Raw genomic sequence first — 23,455 nt, 5'->3', positions numbered from 1 at the left:
CGCATGGCCTTGACGGTCGGGACCTCGACCGCCCATCCCGTGCCGCCGGTCGCCACGGGGGCAGGCACGCCCGGTCCGCTCACCTCGTCCACCTCTTAAAGGTCCATCTCATGAGGTCGACGCGGAGACGTCGTCCGTGCCACCCGCCACAGTGCCACCCGCCACAGTGCCACCCGCGACCCGCCGAGCGGGGACGGCCGGACTCCGCGGACGGACCGTCGTCCGGTCGACGAGAGCGCGCAGTGCCGCGTTGACCTCGTCCGGCCGCTCCAGGATGACGGCGTGCCCGGCGCCGGATACGACCACCAGGTCCGCCTCGGGAAGAGCCGCGGCGAGCGTGCGGCTGTGTTCCAGGGGCGTCATCACGTCGGCATCACCGACAAGGATCAGCGTCGGGGTTGTCACCAGCGCCGCCGCGGCAGCCAGCTTGTCATGGCCGATCAACGTCGGCAGGAACGCGGCGATCACCCGCAGTGGGGTGGCCGCCACCATTTTCTCCAGGAACGACACCACCGCCGGTGAGACCCCGGCGGAACCGAAGCCGATCCGGCGGGTCACGGCCCAGGCCACGTCGCTGCCCCGCTGTCGTCCCCGTTCCAGCAGCGTGGGTGCGTACCGCATGCCGACCGCGAGACCGGGCAGGCAGGTACGCAGCGCCACCGTCGCGGCCGCGGGAAGACCGAAGGTGACCGTCGCCAGGCTGCCTGCGCTGGTCGACACCAGTCCCACCCCGACTATCCGGTCGGTGAAGAACTCGGGGTGGGCGTCGGCCAGGGCGAGAACCGTCATCCCACCCATCGAATGCCCGACAAGGATCACCGGGCCGGTCGGCACCACCTCGGTCAACACCCGGTGCAGGTCGTCACCGAGCTGTTCGATCGTGCAGGACGCGACATCGCAGGTGCCTGAGGTGCCATGTGCCCGCTGGTCGTAGAACACCAACCGACCGAACCCGGAAAGATCACGGCGCTGGAACGTCCAGCAGTCGAGGCTGACGCAGAAGCCGTGGATGAACACGAGGGTGAGCTCGGCGTCGGAAGCGCCGACGACCTCGACATGCAGCGGGACGCCGTCGGAGGCAATCACCGTGGTGGGACGTCCCCCGACCGGCGAAACGGGCTCCTGCGCCGCCACGCCGGCCCGGTCGGACCGGATTCGCACCCGCCGCCGTTCCGCCGCCGCACCGACTGCGACCGCCGTGGCAAGGCCCGCAAGGCTCGTCCGCCCCGCCCGCGACCCGGCGACAGCGCGGCCCGCGCGCCCGAGGCCCTGCCCGGCACCGAGTAACCGACCGGCGACTCCCGCCCACACCGCGCCGCCCGGCAACCCGTCGTCACCATGCGCCGGGTTCATGTGCGCCGGGTTCATGACGGACGGCCTTGCGCAACGGTCGGGTTCAGATGCCCGCGGGGCACCCGGGCCCCGACCCTGGTGACAATCTCGTAGTTGATGGTGCCGAGTGCGTCCGCCCAGTCCTGCGCGGTGGGTTCGCCCCGGTCCCCCGGCCCGAACAGGATGACCTCGTCGCCCGCCCGGACCAGATCGTCCCCGGCGTCGACCACGAACTGGTCCATGCAGACGGTGCCGGCGATACGGCGGCGATGACCGGCGAGCAGTACCTCGGCGGTGTTGCCGGCCGCCCGCGGCACACCGTCGGCGTAGCCGAGCGGGACCAGCGCGAGCGTCGTCTCGGCCGTGGTGACGTACCGGTGGGCGTAGGAGACACCACTGCCCGCCGGCACCCTCTTGGTCAACGCGAGGCGGGCCGTGAGCGTCATGGCCGGGCGCAGCCCGAAGTCCGCGGGGGAACCGACGTCCGGTCCGGGTGACAACCCGTACACCGAGATCCCGGGCCGGACCAGATCGAAGTGCGCGTCCGGGCTGACCAGAGTCGCCGCCGAGTTGGCCAGGTGGCGTACCTGCGGGCGCAGGCCGGTCTTCTCGGCGATGGTGACCGCGTCGGTGAAGCGCCCGATCTGTGCGCGGACCGTCGGATGACCGGGCGAGTCCGCGAAGGCGAAGTGGCTCCACACACCAGCCACGTCGATCACGTCCTCGGCGGTGAGCGCCGCCGCCGCCTCGCACAGGGACGGCCAGTCCGCCTCGGTCGCACCCGCCCGGTTCAGGCCGGTGTCGGCCTTGATGTGGACGCGGGCGGTCCGGCCGACCAGCCGCGCGGCCGCGGCGATCTCCTCCAGCGCCCACGGTGCCGACGCGGACAGGTCGATGTCGGCGGCAACCGCGTCCGCGAGCGGTTCCCCGGGCGCGGCCAACCAGGCGAACACCGGCACGGTGAGCCCTGCGGCACGTAGCGCAAGCGCCTCCTCGACGACCGCGACCCCCAGCCAGGTGGCACCGGCGTCCAACGCGGCGCGTGCGCAGGCAAGCATCCCGTGGCCATAGCCGTCGGCCTTCACCACGGCCATGGTCGCGGCGTTGCCGGCACGGGCCACCAGGGCCGCCACCGACTCGCGGACCGCATCGAGGTCCACGACCGCGCAGGCGCGCGGGTTGTCACTCTGCGATCTCATCCGAAGCCTTCCTGACCTGCCCAACCGGCCTTGTCGGCACATGTCGGGGCGTGCCCGGGCGCATCTGCGTTCTGACGGTAACAAGTCCACGCGGGGTGGCGGCGCCAGGGCCGCCGCCGGCGGACACAGCTCACCGCCAGCGGGACATCACAGCTGCCCGCGCCGCAGGAGAAGCGCCGGCAGGTCGGACGCGGCCAGCGGCCGACCCGCTCGCGCCCCCGCCGTCCCGTGCAGGTGGGCGCCGACGCTGCCGGCGTCCATCGGGGACAGGCCACCGGCGAGCAGCGAGCCGCACAGGCCGGTGAGGACGTCGCCGCTGCCCGCTGTCGCGAGCCACGGCGTGCCCGTGATGTTCACCCGGGCCCGCCCGTCCGGGTCGACGATCAGCGTCCGGTTGCCCTTGAGTAGAACGGTCGCCCCGAGTTCCGCGGCAGCGCGGCGCACAACCGCCAGCCGGTCCGCGGCCAGTGCGCGCGCGGTCGCCTCGACGTCCCACCCGAGCGCCGCGGTCAGCCGGGAGAACTCGCCCTCGTGGGGTGTGAGCAGGCTCGGCGCGACCCGGTCCCGCAACGCGGCGACGCACCGGAGGTCACTCGCCACGGCGCCCAGTGCCCCGGCGTCGAGCAGGACGGAAACGTCGGTTGCGAGCAGGGACGCCACCACCCGCGCGGTGGTGGCGTCCGGCGGAAGACCTGGGCCCACCGCCCATGCCTGCACCCGCCCGGCCGCCAGGACGGCGGCCGCGTCACCCGGGTCGACCTGTGTCACCACCGCCTCGGGGTGCGCGCGGCGCACATGGTCCGCTGCCACCTGGGTGCTGGCGACCCGCAGGTAACCCGCGATCCCGCGCAGCGCCCCACCTGTGGCGAGCACCGCCGCGCCCGGATAGGTGTCGCTGCCCGCGACCAGGCCGAGCACCCCGCGGGTGTACTTCGAGTCCGCCGGACCGGGTACGGGTAGCAGACCGGACACGTCGACGTCCTCGAGCGCGGTGAGGTCCGCGGCCGGCAGGGCAAGTCCGATGTCGACCAGTTCCACGTAGCCCGCGTGTCCCGCTCCCGGCGCGATCAGCAGTCCGCGTTTGTAGGTCCCGAACGTCACCGTGCTGCCTGCCCGGACGGCCATACCCGCCACCGCGCCGGTGTCGGCGTCCACGCCGCTCGGTACGTCCACGGCGACGGTCCGTTCCGCAGGGGCCAGCATCGCCAGCCGGGCATATCCCGGGCGCAGGCCGCCTTTCCCTCCGATACCGAGCATGCCGTCCAGGACGAGGTCGGCCCCGGCGAGCAGACGGGCAGCGGTGTCGTGGCCGGTTCGCGGTCCCGAAACCGGCGTTCGGAAAGGATGCTGTCCCTGATCCGGCTGCCCCGGGTCACCGGTGTCCCGATCGGGTACGACGTGCAGGCGGCCGCCCGCGGCGAGCAGCGCAGCAGTGCCGGCCGGATGCGTCCGGCCGGGGGCGAGCGCGTCCACCCGCGCGCCTCGGGCCGCCAGTCGGGCACCCGCCCACAGCCCGTCGCCGCCGTTGTCACCGCTTCCGACGAGCACCACCACCCGGGCGCCGTATATCCGGCCGAGCCGGCGTGCCGCGTGCGACAGCAGACCGTGGACGGCCCGCTGCATCAGCGCACCCGGTGGCAGGCTGGCGAGCAGGGGTGCCTCGGCGTCCCTGACCTGGGTGACCGTGTGGGCATGTCTCATGCCGTCATGTTCTCCGGTTGACCGCCCGGCGCACCCCGCACGCCTGCACTCCTCTCAGGCCTCGGCGACGACGAACGCGATCGCCACCCCGCCGTCGTGTGTCAGGGACAGATGCCACGTCCGGATGCCGACGGCTTCCGCCACGGCGGCAACCGTGCCACTGATCCGGATCCGCGGTCGGCCGTCGGAGTCACTGACCACTTCGGCGTCGTGCCAGGACATGCCCGGCGGCGCGCCAAGAGCCTTCGCGAGTGCCTCCTTGGCGGCGAATCGCACGGCGAGCCGCTCGGGACCTTCCACCGCCCGCTCGCCGGCGGTGAACAGCCGGTCGGCAAGGGACGGGGTCCGGCGCAAGATCGCAGCGAACCGCTCGACATCGACGACATCCACTCCGACGCCCACTACGGCCATGGGCCGAGCCTCCCACGACCCGTGACGGGCGAAGGCCACAGTGAACCGTTGCCGTCCTGGCAGGGTCCCGCGCCCGTGGGCAGCAGGTCTCGTAGAATTACCCGATGATCGTCAACCAGTCGGGGCCAAACGGACATGACGATATCGCTATCACACCGTTGCATGCTGTTTTCGACGAGGACGAGTGTGCCCGCCTCGCGGGCCTGGGCGAGTTCACCCGCGGGGTCGCCCTGGCGCTACAGGGACGGGTCGGCGACCTGCGGATCCGACCGAGCAGCGCGTCGGGCACGGTGGACGGTGACCAGCCCACCCACACCCAACTGTCAGTGATCGACGGCACGCCGGGGTCGACCTGTACCTGTCCGACAGGTGCGGTCGAACAGTTCTGCGCCCACGCCGTCGCCCTGGCCCTGGTGGCCACCGGTGCGATCGATCCGAGTGAGGACGACGACGACTTCGACAGCACCGATGACGGTTTCTACGACGCCGACGGCCAGCCCATTGATCTGCGTGACTTCCTCGGGAGCATCGACGGACCCGCGCTGGTCGATCTGGTGGTCGACCTTGCCGCGGTCAACGACGTCCTGGCGATGGATCTGCGCGAGGCAGCGACCCGCTGGCGACGCCCGCACCCGACCATCTGACCGACGCGGGTAAGAGCGTCCGCGCAAGCACGGTGATGACCGGGCAGCATCGCCGCGGACGCGGGGTCACGGCGTCCGCGGCGATGGCCAGGTCGACAGCCCTGTCAGATCAGGGCCTAGACCGTCCGGGGTGTGGAGCGTGCGCGCAAGTTCGGATGAGCCGGCCGCGGTATCGGCATGGTCATCAGCTGTCCGACCGCGTGCACGCCTCCGGTACCGACCGTGGCAACGCTCGTCGACCTGCAGTGGACGAGGCCGCTCGGGTCGACCGGGTCCGCCCCATGGACCCGGGTTTTGCAGGTGATGACCTGGTTGTGGATGACTCCGGCGTGGATGACTCCGGCGTGGACGAGCCCGGCGCCTCGGCTCCGCCCGGACCCGGCACGACCGGTCGGACGGTAATCCGTGGAACTCTCGGCAACAGTTCCGTCCACCACGAAGGTCCAGGTGACGGCCATGGCCGGCGCCGCCGCAGGACCCGCCACAGGACAAAGCCCGCGACGATGGCGACAGCCGCGACTCGCGGGAGCCCGCGCATCAGTGGATGTTCCCCTTACAGCGTGGGACGGCGCTCCTCTTCGCCGGGGAGCCGGTCGGTCCGTCCATGCGTCCACCGAAAGTTTCTTTGCTGGTGTTGCCTCAGGTCAACACAACAACACCTGTTATGGGCTATTGTCATCGAGTTCACTCCAGATGCACTGGGTGGCCGGTACATACACAACCGGCGCATCGTCGGACCTCGCGCTGTCCGGTCATCTGCACCACTGGTCTTCCAGCTGCCGGTCCTCCCGGGGCTGATCGCCCGGCTACTCGACGGTGACGGACTTGGCGAGGTTGCGTGGCTGGTCCACGTCGAGACCGCGGGCAAGGGCCAGTTCGCACGCGAAGACCTGCAACGGCACCGTCGTCACCAGAGGTGCGAGCAGGGTCGGCGTCGCCGGTACCCGGATCAGGTGCTCGGCGTAGGGCTCGACGATGGTGTCGCCCTCCTCGGCGATGACGATGGTCCGCGCCCCGCGGGCCCGCACCTCCTGAATATTCGAAACGATCTTTCCGTGCAGGTGTGACCGCCCTCGGGGCGAAGGCACCACGATCACGACCGGTAGGCCCGGCTCGATGAGCGCGATCGGCCCGTGCTTCAACTCCCCGGCAGGGAAGCCCTCGGCATGCATGTAGGCAAGCTCCTTGAGCTTCAGAGCCCCTTCGAGAGCGACGGGATAGCCGACGTGGCGACCGAGGAAGAGCACGGCCTTTGCGTCCACGAGCGAACGCGCGAGGGCCCTTACCGGCTCCACCGTGGCGAGGGTCTCCCGCACGAGAGTCGGGGTGGCCTGCAGCCTCTCGACATACCGTGCGACCTCGTCGCCGTAGAGAACCCCTCGGACCTGCGCCAGGTACAGCCCGACCAGCAGGCACGCGGCAACCTGACCGAGAAAGGTCTTCGTCGAGGCCACGCCGACCTCGGGACCACATCGGGTGTAGAGCACCGCGTCGGACTCCCGCGGGATCGTCGACCCGTTGGTGTTGCAGATCGCGAGAACACGGGCCTTCTGCTCCCGCGCATGTTTGACCGCCATCAGGGTGTCCAACGTCTCGCCGCTCTGACTGATGGCGATGACGAGGGTGGAACGGTCGAGAACCGGATCACGGTAGCGGAACTCCGAGGCCATCTCGACCTCACACGGCAGCCGCGTCCAGTGCTCAACGGCGTATTTGGCGATCAGTCCGGCATGGTAGGCCGTGCCACAGGCGACGATGAAGACCTTGTCGATGTCACGGAAGTCCTGTGTGGAAAGGCGTTCCTCGTCCAGGACGATCTCGGCGTCGTCGGACAGGCGTCCGCGCAGGGTGTCCGCGAGCGCGGTCGGCTGTTCGCTGATCTCCTTCAGCATGAAGTAGGGATAACCGCCCTTTTCGGCGGCACTGGCATCCCAGTCGACGTGGTACGGACGGCCCTCCACCGGGTTTCCGGCGAAGTCCGTGATGCTCACCCCGTCCCGGCGGGCCTCGACGACCTGATCCTGCCCGATCTCCAATGCGTTGCGGGTATGCGCGATGAACGCGGCGACGTCGCTCGCCAGAAAGGTCTCCCCCGCGCCCAGTCCGACGACCAGCGGGCTGTTGCGGCGCGCCGCCACCACCACGTCAGGATGGTCACGGTGCACAACAACCAGGGTGAAGGCGCCCTCGAGACGGCCGCACACCCGGCGGAGAGCCTCGGTGAGCGGATTCGTCCCCGCGGGTAGCGACGAGCCGTCGCGAACCAACGTGGCAAGCTCGTCCTCGAGGAGGTGCGCGACGACCTCGGTGTCGGTCTCACTGGTCAGCTCATGGCCGCCGTGCTCGAGGCCCGCCCGCAGGCCCGCGAAATTCTCGATGATCCCGTTGTGGATCACTCCGACGGCGCTGGTGCAGTCGGTGTGCGGATGTGCGTTGGTGTCCGTCGGCCCGCCATGGGTAGCCCAGCGGGTATGCCCGATACCGGTCGTTCCCGACAGACCGGCTTCCGTCTCGGCGAGCGCCTTTTCCAGATTGGCCAGCTTGCCGGCCCTGCGCAGAGTCCGTAGCCCCCCGTCGACGACGACCGCTACACCTGCCGAATCGTAGCCCCGGTACTCCAACCGACGAAGCCCGGTCAGAGCAACCTCGAGCGCCGACTGTCCCCCGATGTACCCGATGATCCCACACATGCGGTCAGCGTACGCAACCCCGGGCGCGGACCGAACGGGCCACGACCTCTTCGCGCACGTTTGTTTACGCTGGTCACAAGCTTCCGGGAAGCCAACCAGGCAGAGGCCGGGACATACCCGGCGCACGGCTGCCCGGCAGCCTCAGCGTAGGACGCTCTCCACGGCCGCGGCCAAGCTCGCGGCCACCACGTTCGCCTGCGCGTTGGTCGGCGCCTCCACCATGACCCTCACCAACGGCTCCGTGCCGGACGGACGCAACAGGACCCGCCCTTCATCGCCGAGTTCGGCCTGCGCCGCCGCCACCGCGGCAGCAAGATCCGGTGAGGTGGCCACCTTCGAACGGTCGACGCCCCGGACGTTCACAAGCACCTGTGGCAGCTTCGTCATGACCTTCGCGAGCTCCGCCAGCGGACGGTCGGTCTCGGTCATCCGGCCCAGCACCTGCAGCGCGGTGAGCAGCCCGTCCCCGGTTGTCGCGTGGCGGAGGAAAACGACATGGCCGCTCTGCTCCCCCCCGAGGGACAGGCCCCGCTCGCGCATGACCTCCAGAACATAGCGGTCGCCGACCGGAGTCGCGATCACGTTGATCCCCGCGTCCCGCATCGCGTGGTGAAAGCCCAGGTTCGACATGACCGTCACCACGACCGTGTCCTGCGCGAGTTCACCGCGCTCACGCAGCGCGAGAGCGGACAGCGCAAGGATCTGGTCGCCGTCCACGATTTCACCGTTGGCGTCGACGGCCAGACACCGATCGGCATCGCCGTCATGCGCGATTCCGGCGTCGGCACCGTGTTCCATCACGGCGGCCTGTAGGGACTCCAGGTGGGTGGCGCCGCAACCGTCGTTGATCCGGATCCCGTCCCCGTCCGCATGCAGGGCGACGACATCGGCTCCGGCAAGCCTCAGCACGCGGGGCGCCAAGGTGGACGCCGCTCCCTGCGCGCAGTCGACCACGATCCGAAGACCGGTGAGCGCAGCGGGAACAGCGGCAACCAGGAACTTGGCGTAGTCATCCACCAGAGCAGCGTCATCCCGGACCCGCCCGATCGCCGCACCGGTGGGGCGATCGGGCCGCCCGACCGCGAGACGTGCGGCGATCTCGTCCTCAACCTCGTCCGGGAGCTTCTGCCCTCCGGCGGCGAACAACTTGATGCCGTTGTCCGGCATGGGGTTGTGGCTCGCGGACAGCATCACGCCGAGGTCGGCACCACAGGCCGCCACCGCGTGCGCCACCACCGGGGTGGGTACGATGCCCACCCGCAGCACGTCCGCGCCGGCCGAGGCCAGACCGGCGACGACAGCTGCCTCCAGGAACTCCCCGGACGGGCGAGTGTCTCGTCCCACCACCACAGTCGGCCGACCGGCACCCGGGGAGCGATGTTCCGCCAGCACCCCGACAGCCGCCACCGACAATGCCAGCGCAAGTTCCGCTGTGAGATCGGCGTTGGCGACTCCGCGCACGCCGTCCGTACCGAAGAGCCTGGCCACTGAGACGCTCTCCCCCGTGGTTCCTCGGGGACCTTCGGCGGCGCGAGTTAAAGCTACGATCGCGCCGCCTCAGGCCGCCAGGTCAGCGCTTGCTGTACTGGGGTGCCTTCCGGGCCTTCTTCAGGCCGTACTTCTTACGTTCCTTGACCCGCGCGTCCCGGGTGAGGAAACCGGCCTTCTTCAGAACGGGACGCGACTCCTCGTCCGCGGCAATGAGCGCCCGCGCGACGGCAAGGCGAAGCGCACCCGCCTGGCCGGAGACACCGCCGCCGTGCAGCCGGGCAACCACGTCGAAGGACTCGGCTCGGTCCAGCGCCTTGAGCGGCTCGTTGACGAGCTGCTGGTGCACCTTGTTGGGGAAGTACTGCTCCAGGGAACGCCCGTTGAGCGTCCATTTGCCGGTACCCGGCAGAAGGCGTACCCGGACAACAGCCTCCTTGCGCCGACCGGTGGCGCGGGGATTGCCCTGGGCGTCGGTCACGACAGCCACGTCGTCTGTCCTTCCTGGTCAGATGGTCCGCGGCTTACTGCGCGACCTGGATGATTTCGAACGGCTGGGGCTGCTGAGCCTGGTGAGGATGAGTCGGCCCGGCATACACCTTGAGCTTCATGCCCTGTGCCCGGCCCAACTTGCTCTTCGGCAGCATGCCCTTGATCGCCTTCTCGACGATGATCTGGGGCCGGGTGTCCAGCAGCGTCCCATAGGAGGTGCTGCGAAGACCGCCCGGGTAGCCGGAGTGCCGGTGGTACTGGGCCTGCTCCCGCTTGTTGCCGCTCAGCGCGACCTTGCCGGCATTCACGACGATGACGAAGTCGCCGGTGTCGATGTGCGGTGCGAAGATCGGCTTGTGCTTGCCGCGCAGCAGTTGGGCGGCCTGGCTGGCCAGCCTGCCGAGGACCACGTCCGTGGCATCGATGACATGCCAGACCTGCTGGACGTCCGTGGGCTTGGGCTGGTACGTGCGCACAGGTCTGCCTTTTCTCGTCAGCGGATGCGTCTGGACTTTCGAGTCACTCGGCTGTCGGGCGCGTGGGTCTCGCAGCCTGTCATGAGCGGTAGTCCTTGAGGTTACCAGGCGAATGACACGGCCAACCGGCAGCCCCGGTGAGCCGATCCCGACCGATGAAGATCCACCGAGCACACCGTAGTCTGCGGAGAGTGGACGAGAAGCCGTCAGAGCAGTCAGCCGGCGTTTCGGGGGACGCCTTCCACCAGGACGCGGGCTACCAGGACGCGGGGTATCAGGACGCGGATGAGTGGGTCCCCCCGGCGGACGATCCGCTGTTCGGCCCGCTACGGGCGCTGCCGTCATCCATCCGCAGGCCCGCCTGGACACCCGCTGCCGAAAGTTTCATAACGCCCCGGGCCACTGCCGGAACGGCCGACCCGGCAGTGGGCGCCGTGGACACCGCGATCGAAGCCGGCGATACCGCAAGTACCCCAACGCCCTCCCCGGACGAGCAGGAGCCACCGGCCGGGTCGGAGGTACCGGGCGAACCCGAGTCGTCCGCCGCGCCAGAGCCACCGACACCGACACCGACGTACTATTCGATCCTCGAGCCGGTCGCCGCCCCGTCTTCCTCAGGGGAGCTTCCCACCCCGGAGGCACCTGCGTCGCAGGGCGCGGTCCGGTCCCAGGATCACCCGGCAACGCCGGTCACGGGCACCGCTCCACATGACGTGAACCCCTGGGCCTCCTGCCCGGGACCAACCGTCTCGCAGCACGCGGAGCCGGACGAAACCAGCACCGGCGTTGCCCCTGCCGAGGCCTCCGCCGACACGGACGATCATGATCGTTCCCCCGGTCGCGGCGACTCTGGTGTAACCCGGGGCTACAGCACCAGGCTGATCGCGGTGGCCGGCACCATCGCGGCCGCGGTGATCGCCGCTGTCGCGATCACCGCCACGAACGACAGCCACCGCCGGCCGGGGAACCCCTCGACCGCTGCGACCACCGCCGCGGTCGCCGGCCCTGATTTCATCGACAGCGCGCGGACCGATTCCGACCCGGTGACGGACAAGGAGTTCTTCTCCTCCCCCCGGATCACCCTTGACCTGCATCCCTACACACGGCTTGCCTACCAGTTGGACTCGAGCTGTGCGGGCTTCACCGGCGACCTCCAGGCCGCGTTGTCCGCCAGCAGATGCCGGCAGCTCATACGCGCCGTGTACCTGAGCGAGCCGGACACCTCGGGGCGACGAGTACTCGCAGCGGCTGCCGTACTCGTGTCGGACGACAGGAACACCGCCCAGAACGCGGCAACCCTGATCACCGCCGGCAAGGGCGGCGTACCAGCGCTACCACTGCCGGCCGGTGCCCTCCCGGACGCGACGATCACAAGCCCGACCGGGGACAACTCCTGGCGCGCCGCCGCGGTAAGCGGCCATTACCTGATCGTGCTTCAACTCGCCTACACGGACGGGAGCGAAGGAGCCGCCACCGACCCGGCACTGTCCACCGCCCGCCGCGACCTGTCGACGCTGGCCAGTGAGCCGATCTCGCGACGCCTCCTGACCGGTCACGGGCCCCGCTGAGCCGAGGCCGGCCGCGGCGAACACCATCCAGCCGGGACCCGGACCCTCGGCAGTCAGGACGCGGCTATCCGGACGAAGTCGTGGGCACCCGTACAGCCCGGGTCACAGCCGCACGAGCGGCGAGATCGGTGTCCGGTGGGTAACGGACCTCGACAAGGGTGAGCCCGTGCGGCGGGGCAACCGTGACCGCCGGGTCTCGGATGCCACGGGCGAGGACCCGCGCCGGCCACTCCATGGGCCGACGGCCCTCCCCCACCGCCAGCAGTGCCCCGACCAGTGCCCTGACCATCGAGTGGCAGAAGGCGTCCGCTTCCACATCCGCGGTCACCACGCTGTCGCGAACCCGCGCGACGTCAAGGCGCAGCAGCGTCCGCACCGTCGTCGCGCCCTCCCTGCGTCTGCAGAACGCGCCGAAATCATGCTCCCCCAGCAGTGCGAGCGCCGCGTAGCGCATCCGCTCGGCATCCAGCGGGCGCGGCCACGCCAACGTGTCATGGCGCCGGAGCGGGTCGACGCCGTAGGGCGCGTCCCCGATCCGGTAGACATAGCGCCGGGACAACGCCGAAAAACGGGCGTCGAATCCCTGCGGAGCCGGCGCCAGGCCCGTGATCCGCACCGCCCGGTCCAGAACACCGTTGAGCCGGCGAGCCAGCCCGCCGAGTGGAACGTCGTCCGGAATGTCGACATGAGCCACCTGGCCGTGCGCATGGACACCCGCATCGGTACGCCCGGCAACCGTGAGCCGGACCGCGGGCAGCCGCGCCACCCGCATCAGGGCGTCCTCGACGTCGCCCTGGACAGTCCGCTGCCCAGGCTGGCGTGCCCAGCCCGCGAACAGCGTCCCGTCGTAGGCCAGGTCGAGGCGCAGGCGTTGCAGCCCATCGGGTCCGCTCACGGCATCCCGGCAATTCGGGTCACACGGTTTCGGGTCACATAGTCCTGCAAGGTGCGGAGCACACGGAAACACGGCCATGATCATCATGGCTGCGCTGTACGAAACACGAAGCCCACCATCCTCCAGCGGATGGTGGGCTTGCGCGAGGTGAGTGTCTGTCAGTCGGTTGTAGATGTACCGGTTTCGTCGACGGCAGCCTGCTCCACCGAGCCGGCCTGCCCCTCGACGGCCACATCGCTCTCGACGGCGGAATCGCTTTCGGCGACCTTGGCAGCCTCGGCCTGCGCGGCCACCGCGGCCGCGGTCGGCGACTCCTTCGCGAGATCGGCAGCGGCCTCGGCGGTAGCGCCGGTCGGTCGCCGGCGGGAGATGAAGCGGCTGCCACGGGCCCGCTCCGCCTCCCCGACCGCCTCCTGCGCGACGGTCAGTGCCTCGACCAGTTCGATACGCGCCAGCGGAGCGTTGTCACCCTTGCGCGGGCCAAGTTTCACGATGCGGGTGTAACCGCCGTCGCGGTCCGCGTAACGGGGACCGATCTCCGTGAACAGGACGTGCACGACGGACTTGTCACGAACGACCCTCAACACGCGACGACGGGAATCCAGGTCACCGCGCTTGGCGAAGGTGACCAGTCGTTCGGCATACGGACGCAGCCGCTTCGCCTTGGTCTCGGTCGTGGTGATGCCGCCGTGCTCGAACAGCGCGGTGGCGAGGTTGGCCAGCAACAGCCGCTCGTGAGCGGGGCTGCCGCCGAGCCGGGGGCCCTTGGAAGGCGTGGGCATGACAGGTGCTCCTCGATCCTTTCGCTGTCCGTCAGCGTTGTACGGACGCCACGGTTTGCCATGGGTGACCTGGCGCCCGCACAGACGCGGACCAGGCCACCCACCGGCGTAGGTTCTCAAGGCCTCCGGCGGCGCCAACAACCATCATCGCGCCGCCTTTGGCCCTATCTACCACCTGGTAGGCCTCCGGCGGCGCCAACAACCATCATCGCGCCGCCTTTGGCCGGATGTGTTCAGTACTGCTCGGTCTCGACGAACTCCGCGCCGTCGTCAGCCGGATCGCTGAACGGGGCGGTGTACGTGTCGGTGCCGTAGGTGTCGACGGCCTGTCGCGGATCGAAGCCGGGCGGGGAGTCCTTGAGCTGCAGACCCATCGCGGCGAGTTTCGTCTTGACCTCGTCGATCGACTTCTGCCCGAAGTTACGGATGTCGAGCAGGTCCGCCTCGCTGCGGGACACCAGCTCACCGATCGTGTGGATGCCCTCACGCTTGAGGCAGTTGTAGGAGCGGACGGTCAGGTCCATCTCCTCGATCGGCAACGCCAGATCCGCGGCGAGCGCCGCGTCCGCCGCGGACGGGCCGATGTCGACGCCCTCCGCCTCGGCGTTCAGTTCCTGCGCGAGCCCGAACAGCCCGACCAGGGTCTTACCTGCGCTGGCCATCGCGTCCCGCGGGGAAATCGACTGCTTGGTCTCCACGTCCACGATCAACCGGTCGAAGTCCGTCCGCTGCTCGACACGGGTCGCTTCGACCTTGTAAGTGACCTTGAGTACCGGAGAGTAGATCGAGTCCACCGGGATCCGACCGATCTCCTGACCCGGCTGCTTGTTCTGGGTGGCGCTGACATAGCCCCGACCCCGCTCGACGGTCAGCTCGATCTCGAGCTTGCCCTTTTCGTTGAGGGTTGCCAGCAGCAGATCCAGGCTGTGGACCTCCACACCTGCCGGCGGCGCGATGTCGGCCGCCGACACGACTCCCGGGCCCTGCTTGCGCAGGTACATCACGGTCGGGTCGTCGTTCTCGGAGCTCACGACCAGTTCCTTCAGGTTCAGGATCAGGTCGGTGACGTCCTCTTTGACACCGGGGACGGTGGAGAACTCGTGCAGCACCCCGTCGATGCGGATGCTGGTGACCGCCGCACCGGGGATGGAGGACAACAGGGTGCGCCGCAGCGAGTTGCCGAGGGTGTAGCCGAATCCCGGCTCAAGCGGCTCAATGATGAACCGCGAGCGGAACTCCGAGATCGGTTCCTCGACCAGCGTCGGACGCTGTGCGATGAGCATCGTTACATCCTTCCCAACACGGCGACCGCCATATGACGCCGTGGCTTCGGCTCCGAACGGAGCCCGTGCGCGGGGCCTCTGTCCACCCCGCCCACGTCGTGCCTACTTCGGTTCCAGTCTGGACTACTTGGAGTACAACTCGACGATGAGCTGCTCCTGGACCTGCGTGTCGATCACCTGGCGGGCCGGCAGGGAGTGCACCAGCACCCGAAGCTGGCTGGGGATGACCTCCAGCCAGGCCGGGACGGTGCGCTGGCCCGCGGTCTCACGCGCGATGACGAACGGGGTCAGTTCCCGTGCCTTGGGTGCGATCTCGACGATGTCGTTCTCGCTCACCCGGTAGCTGGGGATGTCGACCTTCCCGCCGTTGACCACGATGTGGCCATGGCGGACAGCCTGGCGCGCGGCGTCCCGGGACGGCGCGAAGCCGGCGCGGTACACGACGTTGTCGAGCCGCGACTCCAGGATCTTCAGCAGTTCGTCACCGGTCTTGCCGGTGCGGCGGTTCGCCTCGTCGTAGTAGCCGCGAAACTGCTTCTCCAGGATGCCGTAGATGCGCGCGCACTTCTGCTTCTCACGCTTCTGCAGCAGGTACTCGGAGTCCTTGGTCCGGCCACGTCCGTGCTCACCCGGGGGGTACGGCCGGATCTCGATCGGGCACTTCGGCGACTCGCACTTGCTGCCCTTGAGGAACAGCTTCGTCTTCTCACGGCGGCAGCGCTTGCAGTCCGCGCCGGTGTAGCGGGCCATGCTTGTCCTTCTCTCCCTTTCGGCCAAAGATGGCGCGATGATGATTTTTCTCGCGCCACCCGAGGCCTAAGCCCTTGTTCTGCTGGCGCGAACCCAACCAAAGGTGACGTGACTATGACGCTCTTCGCGCCAACTATCACACCCTCCGTCGCTTGGGCGGCCGGCAGCCGTTGTGCGGGGTCGGGGTCACGTCCTGGATGGCTCCGACCTCAAGGCCGGCAGCCTGCAGCGACCGGATCGCCGTCTCCCGACCCGAACCCGGGCCCTTGACGAAGACGTCGACCTTGCGCATTCCGTGCTCCTGCGCCTTACGGGCGGCGTTCTCCGCCGCCATCTGCGCGGCGAATGGAGTCGACTTCCGGGAGCCCTTGAACCCGACATGCCCGGCACTCGCCCAGGAGATCACATTCCCGCTGGGGTCGGTGATCGACACGATCGTGTTGTTGAAGGTGCTCTTGATGTGGGCGTGGCCGTGCGCGACGTTCTTCTTTTCTTTGCGCCGGACCTTCTTGACTCCGGCGGCACGCGTCTTTGGTGGCATATGTGTTCGTGATCTCCGTTTGCGAGGTAGTCGGTCAGGGCCCGGTGGTGACAACCAGTACTGGCTACACCGGCCGGAGGCCGCTGACTACTTCTTACCGGCCTTCTTCTTGCCCGCGATGGCACGACGCGGGCCCTTGCGGGTACGCGCGTTGGTGTGGGTCCGCTGACCGTGGACGGGAAGGTTCCGCCGGTGCCGCAGGCCCTGGTAGCAACCGATCTCCATCTTCCGGCGGATGTCCTGACGCACCTCCCGATGCAGGTCACCCTCGACCCGGTAGTTCGCGTCGATCCACTCCCGGAGCCTGACGACCTCCTCGTCGGCCAGGTCACGAACCCGTGTATCGGGGTTGACCCCGGTCGCGGCGAGGGTCTCCAGAGAACGGCTCCGGCCGATTCCGAAGATGTAGGTGAGAGCGACCTCGATCCGCTTCTCGCGGGGGAGGTCTACGCCGGAGAGGCGTGCCATACCAGGTGTTTCCTTCCTGTACCGGAGGTCTTGAGCGTCCCCGTCCCGTCACGGCGAGGTGTTCGCCGGAGCGGGCCCCGGCCTCCGACCGGGGGTGACTGCCACGTAACGCGGCCTGGTGACGCTTTGATGAGCGTGTTCGGATACCCCGCCGGCCGGAAACGTCCCTGCCTGCCGTGGAGTGGAACCGTCAGCCCTGGCGCTGCTTGTGGCGCAGGTTGTCGCAGATGACCATCACTCGACCATGGCGACGGATCACCTTGCACTTGTCGCAGATCTTCTTCACGCTCGGCTTGACCTTCACGGCTGCACGAACCTCCTTGCGCAGCCGCTGGGGCGCGCGTGCGGATGGCTGGGATCCCTGGCGCCGACGACGCGACGCAGGTCGCGTCGTCGTTGACCAGGTCGGTTACTTGTAGCGGTAGACGATCCGACCGCGGGACAGGTCGTACGGCGACAGCTCGACGACCACCCGGTCCTCCGGAAGGATTCGGATGTAGTGCTGACGCATCTTGCCACTGATGTGGGCCAGAACCCGATGACCGTTCTGAAGCTCAACCCGGAACATCGCGTTCGGGAGTGGCTCCACAACTCGGCCCTCGATCTCGATGGCCCCGTCCTTCTTCGGCATGTCCTCCGCTGTCCTGCCTTCGGGGTATCCAACGGTGGACACGGACGAACCTCAACGCCCGCTAACCGTCGGCTCCTGAGTGTACGTGGCCCTTACGTCAAGGGCCAACTTGGCTCCATCCCCCGACCCGATCGTTGGCCCCGCCACACCGGCGAATGATCGAACCGGCCGGCCGACGATCAGGCTGCGGAGGTCTGAGCAGGTTGGCCGCAGGCAACGCCCAGCTCGGCGAACTTCCCGGCGCCGCCGTCCAACGCCGTCAGCACCCATGGCCCCCGCGTGGTCACCGCGACCGTGTGCTCGGTGTGGGCGGCCCAGGAGCCGTCCGCGGTGACCACGGTCCAGTCGTCCTCAAGAACCGCGGTATCCGGCCGACCCATTGTGATCATCGGTTCGATCGCCAGCGCAACGCCTTCGACCAGGCGGATCCCCCGGCCGGGTCGACCGTGGTTGAGGACGTGCGGCGGCTGGTGCATCTCGGTTCCGATCCCGTGACCGCCGTAGTGGTCCACAATCCCGTACCCCTGCGGACGAACGTAGCGTTCCACCGCCGCCGAGATGTCGGTGAGCTTCCCGCCCAGCTGGGCGGCTGCCAGACCCCGCCAGAGCGCCTGCTCGCACGCCTCGGTCATGTCGAGGAGCTGCTGAGGTACCGCACCCACCGGAACTGTGATCGCGGCATCGCCGTGCCAGCCATCCACGATCGCGCCGCAGTCGATGGAGATGAGGTCTCCCTCACGAAGCACCCGTTTGCGCCGCGGGATGGCGTGTACGACCTCGTTGTTCACGGATGTGCAGATCGTGGCCGGGAAACCCTGGTAGCCCTTGAAGGAGGGGATGGCGCCATCGTCCCGGATCGCCTTCTCCGCGACGGCGTCGAGATCAGCCGTGCTGATACCGGGTTCGACCGCCGCGCGCAGCTTCTCCAGGGTGCGCGCGACGACGAGTCCCGCCACCCGCATCTTCGCGATCTCACTGTCGGTCTTGATCTGGACATGCTCTCGTCGCGCCACGCTCGTCGCCCCGGTCCGTATCCCTAGTGCCCTATAACCCTTTTAAGCCGCCGGCGACGCGCGGAAAATCCGATCGCACCGCATCGCCCAAGTCTGCCTGTCGGACAGGCGGCATGTCCGCAGACCGGATGCATCCCGGACATGGGATGCCCCTCGTCAGCTTGCGTAATGCCGCAGGGCGTCGAGAGCCCGGTCCGTGACGTTGTCCACCGGGCCTGTCGCGTCGAGACCGATCAGCAGGCCCTTCGCGGCGTAGTAGGCGACCAGGGGCGAGGTCTGCTCGGCATACACCTCAAGACGGTGGCGGACCGTCTCCGAACGATCGTCGTCCCGCTGGAAGAGGTCGCCGCTGCAGCGGTCGCAAATGCCTTCCAGTGCGGGTGGATCGAAGTCGACGTGCCAGATGTGGCCACAGTTGCGGCACGTCCGCCGACCGGACAGGCGCCGGACCACCTCGTCGTCGTCGACAACAAGCTCCAGAACGACGTCGAGGCGGGTTCCCATCCCCTCCAGCATCTGGCCGAGGACCTCGGCCTGGGGCACGTTGCGGGGGAACCCGTCAAGCAGGAAGCCCTTGGCTGCGTCCTCCTCGGCCAGCCGGTTGCGCACCATGCCGATGGTGATCTCGTCAGGAACAAGATCACCGGCATCCATGAAACGCTTCGCGAGCACTCCCAGTTCGGTGCCTTCGCGTACGTTCGCCCGAAATATGTCTCCGGTTGAGATCTTCGGAATCGACCGCGCCTGGGCGATGAACGCGGCCTGGGTGCCCTTGCCGGCACCCGGCGGTCCGACCAGTACGAGGCGCACTACCGCAGAAAACCTTCGTAATTGCGGAGCATGAGCTGGCTTTCGATCTGTTTGACGGTCTCCAGCCCCACACCCACGATGATCAGAACCGATGTGCCTGCGAACGGGAACGGCTGCTGTTTGGTGAGGTTGAGCAGCGCCAGCGGCAGGACGGTAATGACGCCGAGGAAGAGCGAACCGGGAAGGGTGATCCGGGACAGGACCCGGTCGAGGTACTCCGCGGTCGGTCGGCCGGGTCGGATGCCGGGGATGAAGCCGCCGTACTTCTTCATGTTATCCGCCACCTCCGTCGGGTTGAAAGTGATGGCCACGTAGAAGTAGGTGAAGAAAATGATCAGACCGGCATAGATGATGAGGTACAGCGGATGATCGCCACGAGCAAGGTAGCGCTGTTCGAAGTCCTGGAACGTGGTGTTCTTCCAGACCTGTCCGAGCAGTTGCGGGAGCTGGAGCAGCGAGGATGCAAAGATCACCGGGATGACGCCGGCCTGGTTGACCTTGATCGGCAGATAGGTGGACGTACCGCCGTACATCCTGCGACCGATAAGGCGCTTGGCGTACTGCACCGGGATACGTCGCTGCGACTGCTCGACGAACACCACGAACACCACGATCGCGAGCCCCAGCAGGCAGATGAGGGTGAAGACCACACCACCTGCGACCTGGAGGATCCGGGTCCCCTGGGAGGGCAGTGCCGCCGCGATCGAAGTGAAAATCAGAATGGACATTCCGTTACCGACACCGCGACCCGTGATCAGCTCGCCCAACCACATGATGACCGCGGTGCCAGCGGTCATCGTGATGACGATGACCGAGATCCGGAACAGGCTCGTATCCGGAATGATCGCCGAGGAGCAGCCCGGGAAGAGATTGCCACTGCGGGCCAGCGCAACGATGCCGGTCGCCTGAAGCACGCCCAGGGCGATCGTCAGATAGCGGGTGTACTGCGTGAGCTTCTGCTCGCCGGAGGTGCCTTCCTTCTTCAGCTGCTCGAGACGCGGAATGACCACCACCAGCAACTGGATGATGATGCTGGAGGTGATGTAGGGCATGATGCCCAGCGCGAAGATGGAGAGCTGCAGAAGGGCGCCACCGCTGAAAAGATTGATCAGCGAATAGACGTTGCTGCTGGCGGCACTCGCGGACGACAGGCACTTGTTGACCGCGGCAGTCGAGACCCCGGGCGACGGCATTACGCTGCCGAACCGGAAGAGAACGATGATCCCGAACGTAAAGAGCAGCTTCTTACGCAGGTCGGGCGTGCGGAAGGCCCGTGTGAAGGCGGTGAGCACGACTCCTCCTGCTGATCGTCACGGCAAACGCACTCGGTGGACAACTGTCCCGACCGAACATAGGACCGGCGGTGCGCGGTGTGCCGACTGTAACAGTAGAGACGGTCCACTCGTCCCGACATGGACCCGCGGCAGCGTCCGACATCAGGGCTCCGGAGGTGGTAGGACCGTCGTCCACCTCCGGAGCCGGCAGTATCACGGACATAGCTCCCCGACATGTCGGGGAGCTATGGTCAGGGTCAGGGGTAGCCTGGCGGTAGCGCTCAGATCTCGACGACGCTGCCGCCGACCGCGAGGATTTTCTCCCGCGCGGAAGCGGAGAACGCATGAGCGCTTACGGTCAGGGCCACACCGATCTCCCCGTCGCCCAGGACCTTCACCAGGGTCTTGCGGCGGACCGCGCCGGCTTCCACCAGCTCGTCCACGCCGATCGCGCCACCGGCCGGGAACAGCTCGGCAAGAGTGGCGACGTTCACAACCTGGTACTCGGTGCGGAACCGGTTCCTGAACCCCTTGAGCTTGGGCACCCGCATGTGCAGCGGCATCTGCCCACCCTCGAAGCGGACCGGGACCTGCTTGCGCGCCTTGGACCCCTTGGTGCCACGACCCGCGGTCTTACCCTTGGAGCCCTCGCCACGGCCCACCCGGGCCTTGGCCTTGTGCGCACCCGGCGCGGGCTTCAGGTGGTGGACCTTGAGACCGCGCCCACGCGGGGCGTCGGACGCCTCGGCATCGACTTCCCTGGTCGGGTTGCTCATTCGTTCACCTCCTCGACCTTGACGAGATGCGTCACGGTTGCGATCATGCCACGCACTTCCGGACGGTCATCACGTTCGGTCGTTGCATTGATCCGACGCAGACCGAGGGTGCGCAGCGTCTCCCGCTGGTTGCGTGTCCCACCGATCCCGGACCGAATCTGTGTGATCTTCAGGCGAGTCATCACACACCGGCCCCGGCGGCTCGGGCTCGCAACATCGCCGGCGGCGCCACATCCTCGATGGGCAGGCCACGGCGAGCCGCGATCTCCTCGGGCCGCATCAGGCCGCGCAGCGCGGCGACGGTGGCGTGCACGATGTTGATGGGGTTCGACGAGCCGAGCGACTTCGACAGGACGTCGTGGACGCCCGCGCACTCCAGCACCGCGCGAACCGGACCACCGGCGATGACCCCGGTACCCGGCGAGGCCGGCTTGAGCAGGACGACGCCCGCCGCGGCCTCGCCCTGGATCGGGTGCGGGATGGTCGAACCGATCCGCGGCACCTTGAAGAAGTGCTTCTTGGCCTCCTCCACCCCCTTGGCGATGGCGGCCGGCACCTCCTTGGCCTTGCCGTACCCGACACCTACGGTCCCGTCCGCGTCCCCGACCACGACGAGCGCCGTGAAGCTGAACCGCCGACCGCCCTTGACCACCTTCGCCACCCGGTTGATGGCGACGACACGCTCGACGTAGGCGTTCTTGTCCTGCGCCGGACCGCCGCCCTGGCGGTCGCGGCGTTCCCGACGGTCCGAGCCGCCGGAGCCGCCTCCGCGGCGCTGCTGGCCTGGCATCAGTGAATCTCCCTGTTCGTTGAGTTTCCGCGCATGAGAAGTCGGGACATCAGAAGTCGAGCCCACCTTCCCTGGCGGCGTCCGCGAGCGCCGCGATCCGCCCGTGGTAGGTCCGACCACCACGGTCGAACACCACCGCGGTGATCCCGGCATCCCGGGCACGCTCCGCGACCAGTTGGCCGACAGCCCTCGCGTGTGCGGTCTTGTCGCCGTCCTCGGTCCGCAGCGAGGCGTCCAACGTGGACGCTGACACGAGAGTGTGGCCGGCGAGGTCGTCCACGACCTGGGCGTAGATGTGGCGGGCCGAGCGGGTGACCACGAGCCGCGGGCGGGCGGGCGTGCCCGACACCTTCTTGCGTACCCGCGTGTGCCGGCGAAGCTTCGCCGTGCGCCGCTGGGCGCTGACACTGACAGCCATGATCCGTTCCCCTACTTCCCGGACTTGCCGACCTTGCGGCGGACGACCTCGCCCTGGTACCGCACGCCCTTGCCCTTGTACGGATCGGGTTTGCGGAGCCGTCGGATCTTGGCTGCCACCTCACCGACCTGCTGCTTGTCGATCCCGTGGACAACGAAACGGGTCGGTGTCTGGACCTCGAACCGGATACCGTCCGGCGCCTTCACCGGGACCGGGTGGCTGAAGCCGAGCGCGAACTCCAGGTCCGAGCCCCGGGCCTGCACGCGGTAACCGACACCGACGATCTCAAGAGTCTTGGAGTAGCCCGCTGTCACACCGGTCACCATGTTCGCGACCAGCGTCCGGGTGAGGCCGTGCAACGCTCGCGAGCGCCGGTCGTCGTCCGGACGGCTGACAATCAGTTGCCCGTCCTCGGTGCTGACGATGATTGGTTCGACCACGGAGTGGTTGAGAGTGCCCTTCGGGCCCTTGACGACGATTTCGGAGCCCTCGACAGAGATATCCACGCCGCTGGGCACCGGAATCGGTAGACGTCCGATACGTGACATCGCGCAACCCCTACCAGACGAAGGCGAGGACTTCCCCGCCTACTCCGCGCTTGTGGGCCTGCCTGTCGGTCAGCAGACCCGAGGAGGTGGAGATGATCGCCACGCCGAGACCACCGAGCACCTTGGGCAGGTTGGTCGCCTTTGCGTAGACCCGCAGCCCGGGCTTGCTGATGCGCTTCACCCCGGCGATGGACCGCTCCCGATTTGGTCCGTACTTCAGCTCCACGATGAGGGACGCGCCGACGACGCCCTCCGGCGCCTCCTCGACGTGCCATCCGGCGATGTAACCCTCCTGCTGGAGGATCTCCGCGATATGTGTTTTGATCTTGCTGTTCGGCATCACCACCCGGTCGTGGTATGCCCGGTTGGCATTGCGGACACGGGTCAGCATGTCCGCGATCGGATCTGTCATCGTCATGGGGCTGAAGCCTTCCTCGCGACGGTTCCCCGGACCACCGGTACAGGGCCTGCCGCG

General features: G+C 68.2%; 27 protein-coding genes. 2 read left to right on the top strand and 25 right to left on the bottom strand.

Annotated features, from left to right (window positions below; translation table 11 throughout):
• Positions 1 to 108: 108 nt before the first annotated feature.
• The 4 genes from NBW77_RS07820 to NBW77_RS07805 all read right to left on the bottom strand — a co-directional run bounded on the left by NBW77_RS07820 (position 109) and on the right by NBW77_RS07805 (position 4,643).
• Positions 109 to 1,368 (bottom strand): alpha/beta fold hydrolase, encoded by a 1,260-nt coding sequence (locus tag NBW77_RS07820; protein ID WP_250279496.1) that lies wholly within the window; start codon positions 1,366 to 1,368, stop codon positions 109 to 111.
• Positions 1,365 to 2,531 carry an alanine racemase gene (alr, locus tag NBW77_RS07815; RefSeq protein ID WP_131748526.1) on the bottom strand — a complete coding sequence of 389 codons (1,167 nt, stop codon included), beginning with the start codon at positions 2,529 to 2,531 and terminating at the stop codon, positions 1,365 to 1,367. Before alr ends, NBW77_RS07820 begins: the two co-directional genes overlap by 4 nt.
• Before the next feature lie 147 nt (positions 2,532 to 2,678).
• The gene (locus NBW77_RS07810; protein ID WP_250279495.1) at positions 2,679 to 4,232 is read right to left on the bottom strand and encodes an NAD(P)H-hydrate dehydratase; all 1,554 of its coding nucleotides are present in this window, start codon (positions 4,230 to 4,232) and stop codon (positions 2,679 to 2,681) included.
• 54 nt (positions 4,233 to 4,286) lie between these two features.
• Positions 4,287 to 4,643, bottom strand: coding sequence for a holo-ACP synthase (locus tag NBW77_RS07805; protein ID WP_131748445.1), 357 nt, complete (start codon positions 4,641 to 4,643; stop codon positions 4,287 to 4,289).
• Positions 4,644 to 4,747: 104 nt separating this feature from the next.
• Here NBW77_RS07805 and NBW77_RS07800 point away from each other — a divergent pair, with 104 nt between their 5' ends.
• On the top strand, positions 4,748 to 5,287 hold the full coding sequence (locus NBW77_RS07800; protein ID WP_131748447.1) for an SWIM zinc finger family protein: 540 nt from the start codon (positions 4,748 to 4,750) through the stop codon (positions 5,285 to 5,287).
• Positions 5,288 to 6,093: 806 nt separating this feature from the next.
• Here NBW77_RS07800 and glmS read toward each other — a convergent pair.
• The 4 genes from glmS to rplM all read right to left on the bottom strand — a co-directional run bounded on the left by glmS (position 6,094) and on the right by rplM (position 10,433).
• Complete coding sequence (gene glmS, locus NBW77_RS07795; RefSeq protein WP_131748451.1) at positions 6,094 to 7,977, bottom strand: glutamine--fructose-6-phosphate transaminase (isomerizing); 1,884 nt, start codon at positions 7,975 to 7,977, stop codon at positions 6,094 to 6,096.
• 141 nt (positions 7,978 to 8,118) lie between these two features.
• Complete coding sequence (gene glmM, locus NBW77_RS07790; RefSeq protein WP_131748453.1) at positions 8,119 to 9,465, bottom strand: phosphoglucosamine mutase; 1,347 nt, start codon at positions 9,463 to 9,465, stop codon at positions 8,119 to 8,121.
• An 82-nt stretch (positions 9,466 to 9,547) separates the two neighbouring features.
• Positions 9,548 to 9,955, bottom strand: a complete 408-nt coding sequence (gene rpsI / locus NBW77_RS07785; RefSeq protein WP_131748455.1) for a 30S ribosomal protein S9 — start codon at positions 9,953 to 9,955, stop codon at positions 9,548 to 9,550.
• 34 nt (positions 9,956 to 9,989) lie between these two features.
• Positions 9,990 to 10,433 (bottom strand): 50S ribosomal protein L13, encoded by a 444-nt coding sequence (rplM, locus tag NBW77_RS07780; protein WP_131748457.1) that lies wholly within the window; start codon positions 10,431 to 10,433, stop codon positions 9,990 to 9,992.
• Between the two features lie 191 nt (positions 10,434 to 10,624).
• Here rplM and NBW77_RS07775 point away from each other — a divergent pair, with 191 nt between their 5' ends.
• The gene (locus NBW77_RS07775) at positions 10,625 to 12,001 is read left to right on the top strand and encodes a hypothetical protein (RefSeq protein WP_250279494.1); all 1,377 of its coding nucleotides are present in this window, start codon (positions 10,625 to 10,627) and stop codon (positions 11,999 to 12,001) included.
• Between the two features lie 64 nt (positions 12,002 to 12,065).
• Here the strand turns inward: NBW77_RS07775 and truA are convergent, their stop codons facing one another.
• The 17 genes from truA to rpsH all read right to left on the bottom strand — a co-directional run bounded on the left by truA (position 12,066) and on the right by rpsH (position 23,398).
• Entirely contained in the window at positions 12,066 to 12,896 is an 831-nt protein-coding gene (gene truA / locus NBW77_RS07770) for a tRNA pseudouridine(38-40) synthase TruA (protein ID WP_131748461.1), read from the bottom strand.
• Positions 12,897 to 13,054: 158 nt separating this feature from the next.
• Complete coding sequence (gene rplQ / locus NBW77_RS07765; RefSeq protein WP_131748463.1) at positions 13,055 to 13,678, bottom strand: 50S ribosomal protein L17; 624 nt, start codon at positions 13,676 to 13,678, stop codon at positions 13,055 to 13,057.
• A gap of 233 nt (positions 13,679 to 13,911) precedes the next feature.
• Positions 13,912 to 14,961 (bottom strand): DNA-directed RNA polymerase subunit alpha, encoded by a 1,050-nt coding sequence (locus tag NBW77_RS07760; protein WP_131748465.1) that lies wholly within the window; start codon positions 14,959 to 14,961, stop codon positions 13,912 to 13,914.
• A gap of 123 nt (positions 14,962 to 15,084) precedes the next feature.
• Entirely contained in the window at positions 15,085 to 15,711 is a 627-nt protein-coding gene (gene rpsD / locus NBW77_RS07755) for a 30S ribosomal protein S4 (protein ID WP_131748467.1), read from the bottom strand.
• A 136-nt stretch (positions 15,712 to 15,847) separates the two neighbouring features.
• Positions 15,848 to 16,252 carry a 30S ribosomal protein S11 gene (gene rpsK / locus NBW77_RS07750; RefSeq protein ID WP_020463463.1) on the bottom strand — a complete coding sequence of 135 codons (405 nt, stop codon included), beginning with the start codon at positions 16,250 to 16,252 and terminating at the stop codon, positions 15,848 to 15,850.
• A gap of 87 nt (positions 16,253 to 16,339) precedes the next feature.
• Positions 16,340 to 16,720, bottom strand: a complete 381-nt coding sequence (rpsM, locus tag NBW77_RS07745) for a 30S ribosomal protein S13 (protein WP_131748469.1) — start codon at positions 16,718 to 16,720, stop codon at positions 16,340 to 16,342.
• Positions 16,721 to 16,910: 190 nt separating this feature from the next.
• Positions 16,911 to 17,024, bottom strand: a complete 114-nt coding sequence (gene rpmJ / locus NBW77_RS07740; protein WP_003956441.1) for a 50S ribosomal protein L36 — start codon at positions 17,022 to 17,024, stop codon at positions 16,911 to 16,913.
• A gap of 105 nt (positions 17,025 to 17,129) precedes the next feature.
• Positions 17,130 to 17,351, bottom strand: coding sequence for a translation initiation factor IF-1 (gene infA, locus NBW77_RS07735; protein ID WP_006541558.1), 222 nt, complete (start codon positions 17,349 to 17,351; stop codon positions 17,130 to 17,132).
• Between the two features lie 179 nt (positions 17,352 to 17,530).
• Positions 17,531 to 18,364, bottom strand: a complete 834-nt coding sequence (gene map / locus NBW77_RS07730; RefSeq protein ID WP_131748471.1) for a type I methionyl aminopeptidase — start codon at positions 18,362 to 18,364, stop codon at positions 17,531 to 17,533.
• 156 nt (positions 18,365 to 18,520) lie between these two features.
• On the bottom strand, positions 18,521 to 19,174 hold the full coding sequence (locus NBW77_RS07725) for an adenylate kinase (RefSeq protein ID WP_131748473.1): 654 nt from the start codon (positions 19,172 to 19,174) through the stop codon (positions 18,521 to 18,523).
• Positions 19,174 to 20,466 (bottom strand): preprotein translocase subunit SecY, encoded by a 1,293-nt coding sequence (gene secY / locus NBW77_RS07720; protein WP_250279493.1) that lies wholly within the window; start codon positions 20,464 to 20,466, stop codon positions 19,174 to 19,176. The genes NBW77_RS07725 and secY overlap by 1 nt, the downstream gene beginning before the upstream one ends.
• A gap of 263 nt (positions 20,467 to 20,729) precedes the next feature.
• Positions 20,730 to 21,224, bottom strand: coding sequence for a 50S ribosomal protein L15 (rplO, locus tag NBW77_RS07715; RefSeq protein WP_131748475.1), 495 nt, complete (start codon positions 21,222 to 21,224; stop codon positions 20,730 to 20,732).
• Complete coding sequence (gene rpmD / locus NBW77_RS07710; RefSeq protein WP_131748477.1) at positions 21,221 to 21,406, bottom strand: 50S ribosomal protein L30; 186 nt, start codon at positions 21,404 to 21,406, stop codon at positions 21,221 to 21,223. The genes rplO and rpmD overlap by 4 nt, the downstream gene beginning before the upstream one ends.
• On the bottom strand, positions 21,406 to 22,014 hold the full coding sequence (gene rpsE / locus NBW77_RS07705) for a 30S ribosomal protein S5 (protein ID WP_250279492.1): 609 nt from the start codon (positions 22,012 to 22,014) through the stop codon (positions 21,406 to 21,408). Before rpsE ends, rpmD begins: the two co-directional genes overlap by 1 nt.
• A 49-nt stretch (positions 22,015 to 22,063) precedes the next feature.
• Positions 22,064 to 22,432: a 50S ribosomal protein L18 gene (gene rplR / locus NBW77_RS07700; RefSeq protein WP_250279491.1), complete on the bottom strand. Its 369-nt coding sequence runs from the start codon at positions 22,430 to 22,432 to the stop codon at positions 22,064 to 22,066.
• Between the two features lie 11 nt (positions 22,433 to 22,443).
• Positions 22,444 to 22,980, bottom strand: a complete 537-nt coding sequence (rplF, locus tag NBW77_RS07695; protein ID WP_250279490.1) for a 50S ribosomal protein L6 — start codon at positions 22,978 to 22,980, stop codon at positions 22,444 to 22,446.
• A gap of 10 nt (positions 22,981 to 22,990) precedes the next feature.
• Positions 22,991 to 23,398 (bottom strand): 30S ribosomal protein S8, encoded by a 408-nt coding sequence (gene rpsH / locus NBW77_RS07690; protein WP_131748530.1) that lies wholly within the window; start codon positions 23,396 to 23,398, stop codon positions 22,991 to 22,993.
• Positions 23,399 to 23,455 lie beyond the last annotated feature (57 nt).

This window comes from Frankia sp. Cppng1_Ct_nod, from assembly GCF_920656135.1.
GTDB lineage: Bacteria > Actinomycetota > Actinomycetes > Frankiales > Frankiaceae > Protofrankia > Protofrankia meridionalis.
Note: the sequence above shows the minus strand (reverse complement) of the source record. Positions and strands in the feature narration are given on the sequence as shown.

What these genes read in the sequence shown, in the direction of transcription:
- rplF (WP_250279490.1), bottom strand. Translation starts at nt 22,980, where the DNA reads ATGTCACGTATCGGACGTCTACCGATTCCGGTGCCCAGCGGCGTGGAT.
- rplO (WP_131748475.1), bottom strand. Translation starts at nt 21,224, where the DNA reads ATGAGCAACCCGACCAGGGAAGTCGATGCCGAGGCGTCCGACGCCCCG.
- rpsH (WP_131748530.1), bottom strand. Translation starts at nt 23,398, where the DNA reads ATGACGATGACAGATCCGATCGCGGACATGCTGACCCGTGTCCGCAAT.
- rpmD (WP_131748477.1), bottom strand. Translation starts at nt 21,406, where the DNA reads ATGACTCGCCTGAAGATCACACAGATTCGGTCCGGGATCGGTGGGACA.
- rpsM (WP_131748469.1), bottom strand. Translation starts at nt 16,720, where the DNA reads ATGGCACGCCTCTCCGGCGTAGACCTCCCCCGCGAGAAGCGGATCGAG.
- NBW77_RS07810 (WP_250279495.1), bottom strand. Translation starts at nt 4,232, where the DNA reads ATGAGACATGCCCACACGGTCACCCAGGTCAGGGACGCCGAGGCACCC.
- alr (WP_131748526.1), bottom strand. Translation starts at nt 2,531, where the DNA reads ATGAGATCGCAGAGTGACAACCCGCGCGCCTGCGCGGTCGTGGACCTC.
- glmS (WP_131748451.1), bottom strand. Translation starts at nt 7,977, where the DNA reads ATGTGTGGGATCATCGGGTACATCGGGGGACAGTCGGCGCTCGAGGTT.
- rpsD (WP_131748467.1), bottom strand. Translation starts at nt 15,711, where the DNA reads ATGGCCCGCTACACCGGCGCGGACTGCAAGCGCTGCCGCCGTGAGAAG.
- NBW77_RS07800 (WP_131748447.1), top strand. Translation starts at nt 4,748, where the DNA reads ATGATCGTCAACCAGTCGGGGCCAAACGGACATGACGATATCGCTATC.
- NBW77_RS07805 (WP_131748445.1), bottom strand. Translation starts at nt 4,643, where the DNA reads ATGGCCGTAGTGGGCGTCGGAGTGGATGTCGTCGATGTCGAGCGGTTC.
- infA (WP_006541558.1), bottom strand. Translation starts at nt 17,351, where the DNA reads ATGCCGAAGAAGGACGGGGCCATCGAGATCGAGGGCCGAGTTGTGGAG.
- NBW77_RS07760 (WP_131748465.1), bottom strand. Translation starts at nt 14,961, where the DNA reads ATGCTCATCGCACAGCGTCCGACGCTGGTCGAGGAACCGATCTCGGAG.
- rplQ (WP_131748463.1), bottom strand. Translation starts at nt 13,678, where the DNA reads ATGCCCACGCCTTCCAAGGGCCCCCGGCTCGGCGGCAGCCCCGCTCAC.
- rplR (WP_250279491.1), bottom strand. Translation starts at nt 22,432, where the DNA reads ATGGCTGTCAGTGTCAGCGCCCAGCGGCGCACGGCGAAGCTTCGCCGG.
- rpsK (WP_020463463.1), bottom strand. Translation starts at nt 16,252, where the DNA reads ATGCCACCAAAGACGCGTGCCGCCGGAGTCAAGAAGGTCCGGCGCAAA.
- NBW77_RS07820 (WP_250279496.1), bottom strand. Translation starts at nt 1,368, where the DNA reads ATGAACCCGGCGCACATGAACCCGGCGCATGGTGACGACGGGTTGCCG.
- rpsE (WP_250279492.1), bottom strand. Translation starts at nt 22,014, where the DNA reads ATGCCAGGCCAGCAGCGCCGCGGAGGCGGCTCCGGCGGCTCGGACCGT.